This is a genomic window from uncultured Acetatifactor sp., assembly GCF_948601915.1.
Classification (GTDB): Bacteria; Bacillota; Clostridia; order Lachnospirales; family Lachnospiraceae; genus Acetatifactor.
In genome coordinates this window covers 1,635-6,880 of record NZ_CAPDXS010000209.1, presented here as the reverse complement: position 1 = coordinate 6,880, position 5,246 = coordinate 1,635, and the positions used below count along the sequence as shown (strand labels likewise).

4 protein-coding genes are annotated in these 5,246 nt (G+C 57.6%); 3 read left to right on the top strand and 1 reads right to left on the bottom strand.

All coding sequences use genetic code 11. The features are described 5' to 3' along the window. The first annotated feature begins 232 nt into the window (after nucleotides 1-232). Nucleotides 233-997 (top strand): 4-hydroxy-tetrahydrodipicolinate reductase, encoded by a 765-nt coding sequence (gene dapB, locus Q2B33_RS22615; RefSeq protein ID WP_300568965.1) that lies wholly within the window; start codon nucleotides 233-235, stop codon nucleotides 995-997. 66 nt (nucleotides 998-1,063) lie between these two features. Further along, nucleotides 1,064-3,019, top strand: a complete 1,956-nt coding sequence (locus tag Q2B33_RS22610) for a fructose-1,6-bisphosphatase (RefSeq protein ID WP_300568968.1) — start codon at nucleotides 1,064-1,066, stop codon at nucleotides 3,017-3,019. A gap of 79 nt (nucleotides 3,020-3,098) precedes the next feature. On the opposite strand, the gene Q2B33_RS22605 is transcribed toward Q2B33_RS22610, so the two are convergent. After that, nucleotides 3,099-3,650 carry a hypothetical protein gene (locus tag Q2B33_RS22605; RefSeq protein WP_300568971.1) on the bottom strand — a complete coding sequence of 184 codons (552 nt, stop codon included), beginning with the start codon at nucleotides 3,648-3,650 and terminating at the stop codon, nucleotides 3,099-3,101. A 250-nt stretch (nucleotides 3,651-3,900) separates the two neighbouring features. Here Q2B33_RS22605 and hisA point away from each other — a divergent pair, with 250 nt between their 5' ends. Continuing rightward, entirely contained in the window at nucleotides 3,901-4,680 is a 780-nt protein-coding gene (hisA, locus tag Q2B33_RS22600; protein ID WP_300568974.1) for a phosphoribosylformimino-5-aminoimidazole carboxamide ribotide isomerase, read from the top strand. Nucleotides 4,681-5,246: the final 566 nt, after the last annotated feature.

Sequence of the window (5,246 nt, the reverse complement as noted above, 5' to 3'; positions counted from 1 at the left end):
ATCAGCAATTGTCCAGACAGTGCCCATAGGATTTACGGACGCAATCAGTAAGCGGCCGGAAATTCTATGCGAAGATTTGGTACTGTCCGGACAAAAGCGGAACTGGAATCAGCAATTGTCCAGACAGTGCCCATAGGATTTACGGACGCAATCAGTAAGCGGTCGGAAATTCTATGCGAAGATTTGGTACTGTCCGGACAAAAGCGGAACTGGAATGGAGGCATATTCAGATATGGTTAAGATTATCATGCACGGATGCAACGGGAAGATGGGACAGGTCATCAGGGGGCTCCTGGAGGCGGACAAAGAGGCGGAGCTGGTGGCCGGAATCGATCTGTTCGACGACGGGAAGAATCCATTCCCCGTCTTTACGGATATCGGGGAATGCGATGTGGAAGCGGACTGTCTGGTGGACTTCTCCACGGCCGGGGCGGTGGAGCGGATGCTGGACTACTGCGTGGAGAGGAAGCTCCCCTGCGTGCTCTGCACCACGGGCCTTGGCGAGGAGCAATTGAAGAAGGCGGAGAAGGCCGCGGATTCCATTCCCCTGCTGCGCTCCGCCAATATGTCCCTGGGGATAAACCTCCTCTTAAAGCTACTGAAGGACGCGGCGGGGGTGCTGGCTCCTGCGGGGTTCGACATGGAAATCGTGGAGAAGCACCACAACCTGAAGGTGGATGCCCCCAGCGGGACCGCCCTTGCGCTGGCTGATGCCATCAATGAGGAGTTAGGCAACGCTTACTCCTACGCTTACGACAGGAGCGCCAGGCGGGAGCGGCGTCCGGAGAAGGAGATCGGCATCAGCGCCGTCAGGGGCGGCACCATCGTGGGCGACCATGACGTGATGTTCGCCGGGCCCGACGAGGTCGTCACCTTTTCCCACAGGGCCTACTCCAAGGCGGTTTTCGGCAAGGGGGCCGTCCAGGCGGCCAAGTTCCTGGCCGGGAAGCCTGCGGGCAGGTATGACATGAGCCATGTGATAGAAGCCGTCCTATAGGGTCCGGGGCCAGGCCGACGGGCTGTCGGCGGCCTGGGCCTGCAGGGAAAAATGAGGGGAGCATACATGAAGGAGAAAGACAATCAGGTCTTAAGAGTCCTGGCGAAGCAGTACCCAAGCATCGCGGCGGCTTCCACGGAGATCATCAACCTCCAGTCCATCATGAACCTGCCAAAGGGCACGGAGCATTTCCTGACGGACATCCACGGAGAGTACGAGCAGTTCAACCATGTGCTGAAGAACGGCTCCGGCTCCGTGCGCAAGAAGATCGACGAGGAGTTCGGCAATACGATCAGCAGCAGGGATAAGAAGAGCCTGGCTACCCTGATCTATTATCCGGAGGAAAAGCTGGAGATCGTCAGAAAGGAAGAGGACAATCTGGAGGACTGGTACAAAATCTCCCTCCACAGGCTGGTGCAGATTATCAAGAGGGTGTCCTCCAAGTATACCCGCTCCAAGGTGCGAAAGGCCCTGCCAAAGGACTTCGCCTATGTCATTGAGGAGCTGATCACGGAGAAGGAGGAGATCCACGACAAAGAGGCGTACTACAACGAAATCATCCGCACAATCATCCGGATCGGCCGGGCGCCCCAGTTCATCGTGGCCCTGAGCCAGCTGATCCAGCGCCTGGTCATAGACCATCTCCACATCGTGGGGGACATCTACGACAGAGGGCCTGGGCCCCATATCATCATGGACACCCTGTGCGCCTACCACTCCGTGGACGTGCAGTGGGGGAACCATGACGTGGCGTGGATGGGAGCCGCCAGCGGCCATATGGCCTGCATCGCCAATGTGATCCGGATCGCGGCCCGCTACGGGAACCTGGACACCTTAGAGGACGGCTACGGCATCAACCTGCTGCCCCTGGCCACCTTCGTGATGGATGTCTATGAGCACACGGACTGCAGCGTGTTCGCCGTGCGCACGGGCAAGAACCGCAATCGGAAGGCCCTGGATCTGGACATCAGGATGCACAAGGCCATGGCCATCCTCCAGTTCAAGCTGGAGGGGCAGCTGATCAGGCGGCATCCGGAGTTCCACATGGAGGACAGGGTGCTGCTGGAGCGGATAGACTTCCAGAAGGGAACCGTCCGCCTGGGCAGCGGGGGGCGGGAATACGCCATGCGGGACATGGATTTTCCCACGGTGAATCCCGCGGATCCCCTGGCTCTGACGGAGGAGGAAGAGGAGGTCATGCGGGGGCTGCAGCAGGCATTTCTGAACTGCGAGAAGCTGCAGCGCCATGTGCGCTTCCTCTACTCCAAGGGCGGCCTGTACAAAATCTACAACGGGAACCTCCTCTATCATGGCTGCATGCCCATGGAGGAGGACGGCAGCTTTGCCGGGGTGGAGATCTGCGGAAAAGCGTACAGCGGAAAGGCGCTGTACGACATCCTGGAGCACTATGCCAGGAGAGGGTATTACGCCAAGGATCAGGCGGAGCGGACCATGGGCCAGGACCTTATGTGGTATATCTGGGCAGGGAAGGGCTCGCCCGTGTTCGGCAAGGACAAGATGGCTACTTTTGAACGGTATTTCGTAGATGAGAAGGAGGCCCACGAGGAGCGGAAGAACAGCTACTACAGGCTGCTGGAGCAGGAGGAGACCGTGGACCGCATCCTGAAGGAATTCGGCCTCCACGGCAGGGAGTCCCATATCGTCAACGGCCATGTGCCCGTGGAGCAGATACACGGGGAGTCCCCCATCAAGTGCGGGGGTAGGCTCTTGATCATCGACGGCGGCTTTTCCAAGGCCTATCAGGCGAAGACGGGCATAGCGGGGTATACGCTGGTATGTAGCTCCAGGGGGATGCAGCTCGTGGCACATGAGCCCTTCGAATCCGCCTGCGCGGCGATTGTCAACGAATCCGACCTGTTCTCCCATTATCTTGACGTGGAGACCTATGTACACAGGAAGCTGGTGGCGGATACGGATGTGGGACGGGAGCTGCGGGAGCAGGTCTATTACCTGGAGGAGCTGCTGGAGGCTTACCGGGACGGCACGCTGCGGGAGGAGTAGGCGAGCGAAAGGCATTCTCAGGCGCATGCCTTCTGCCGCAGGATCTGCCTGGGGCATCCGGAAAACGCCTGAGACATAGTTACCTTATGGCGCCGCCGGAAGGGTTGCCGTACATGCGGCTGCGAGTCCCGTCTGCCGCTCCGGTGCCGTTTGTAGTACCGTTCGTGGTGGTGCCGTTTCCGGAATTGTTATCATTGCCGGTGAGGTCATCCGTGATATTGTCGATGCCGTCGGTGACGTCGTCCACTGCATCGTCGATGGCATCGCCCGCGTCGTCCAGCAGGGAATCGTCATCCCCCTGGGTGGCGCCGCCTTCTCCAACGCCGTTGCCGGTGTCATTGCCGTTTCCGGCATCATTGCTGTTGCCGGTGCTTGAACTGTTTCCGGCATCTGAGCCAGTGGTGCTGCTCTCGGCGGAACTGCTGCCAGAGCTTTCGGCAGAGCTGCCGTTGCCTGAACTGCTGCCAGCAGCGCTGGAGCCGGAATCCTGGATGCTGGTTCCGGCCATGCTGTCAGAGCTGTTGTCCTTTTTGTCGTTGTTGGTGCAGGCAGTAGCCATGCATACATAGGCAAGCACCAGCCCTAACGCCAAGAGCTTTTTGGCTCCTGCAAGTTTTTTCCCTTTTTTCATAGTTTCCTCCATTCTGCTGCGTGGATATTTTGTAATGTTGACATAGAAGTGCAACATGTCAACTCCTGATTCCATGTGCGCGGGGCGCACGAAATCATGGCTTAATAGGAAATACATCAGACGATTCTGTGCGGAATCCACATCTGACGGAGAATTCTGCGCGGAATGGCTGATATGCCACTAGTATGTGACCTGCGGCAGGTTTTATACGGCGGGGATTAAAAAAATTTTTTTGACGAGGAGGTACGGGATGGAGTTCAGGCCATGCATCGATATCCACAACGGCCATGTGAAGCAGATTGTGGGCGGGAGCCTGCGGGACGCAGGGGACACGGTCCAGGAGAACTTCGTGGCGGAGCGGGGGGTGGCCTATTATGCCGGGCTCTACCGGGATGCGGGCATTCGGGGTGGGCATGTCATACTGCTCAATGCTGCGGACAGCCCCCAGTATGCCGCCACGAAGCGGCAGGCGCTGTCGGCGCTGGAGGCCTATCCCGGCGGTCTGCAGGCAGGAGGAGGCATCACGCCGGAGACTGCCGGGGAATTCCTGGAGGCGGGCGCGTCCCATGTCATCGTCACATCCTTCGTGTTCCGGCAGGGGCGGATTGATTATCGGAGGCTGGAGCAGATGCGGGACGCAGTGGGAAAGGAGCGGCTTGTGCTGGATTTAAGCTGCAGGAAGACCGGAGACGGATATCGTGTGGTCACGGACAGATGGCAGAGAGAGACCCAGGAAAGGATAGAGGAGCCGCTGCTGGAGCGTCTTTCGGGGTACTGTGACGAGTTCCTGATTCACGCGGTGGACGTGGAGGGAAAGGCGGAGGGGATTGAAGAGGAACTGGCATCTCTCCTCGGCGCCTGGGGAGGGAAGCCCATGACCTACGCGGGCGGCGTCCACAGCTATGAAGACCTGGAGCTGCTGAAGAAGCTTGGAAGGAACCGCCTGAACGTGACAATCGGGAGCGCGCTGGATCTCTTCGGCGGAGCGCTTTCGTGGGAAAAAGTGTCGGAAATGTGCAAGTCGGATTGAAATAATTGTATAAAATGCTCATTAAAAAGCTTATATTTATGTTTTGATGCATAAAATAAGCTTTTTTGTTTGTGAAAACATAACAAAATGTGCCTCTTATCGTTGAAGAAAGCTTGTGTTTATGGTAGAATAGGAAAAGGTTATTTGGAGGTGACTTTTATGGTACGTAAGGGACATAAGCGCAAGAATAACCATGTGGTGATTGTTACATCCGATGCCACGGACGGTAGGGTGAGGCAGTTCCGTGTCCGTCCCTGGATCCTGCAGACAGTCATTCTGTTTCAATGCATCATCATCGGCGCGTTGATAGGGTTCTTTTTGTATGAGAGGGATGTATGGGCAGGCGAGCTTCAGCAGACGGAAGAGGAGAATGAGACCATTGCGGCGCTGGAGCAGGAGAAGGCTCAGCTGGAGGAGCAGATTGCTGGGCTGAACGGCGAGATAGCCAAGCTGAACGAGAAGGTGGGGATCTTGAGCGAGACCGTGACCCAGAAGGCCCAGACCGAGACCGCGCTGTCCGAACAGCTGGAGAAGCAGGCCATGCCTACGGAATTTCCGCTGACGGG

Bases quoted from the DNA above. Each gene is read 5' to 3' on its own strand.
- Q2B33_RS22610 (WP_300568968.1), top strand. From the start codon at position 1,064: ATGAAGGAGAAAGACAATCAGGTCTTAAGAGTCCTGGCGAAGCAGTAC.
- hisA (WP_300568974.1), top strand. From the start codon at position 3,901: ATGGAGTTCAGGCCATGCATCGATATCCACAACGGCCATGTGAAGCAG.
- dapB (WP_300568965.1), top strand. From the start codon at position 233: ATGGTTAAGATTATCATGCACGGATGCAACGGGAAGATGGGACAGGTC.
- Q2B33_RS22605 (WP_300568971.1), bottom strand. From the start codon at position 3,650: ATGAAAAAAGGGAAAAAACTTGCAGGAGCCAAAAAGCTCTTGGCGTTA.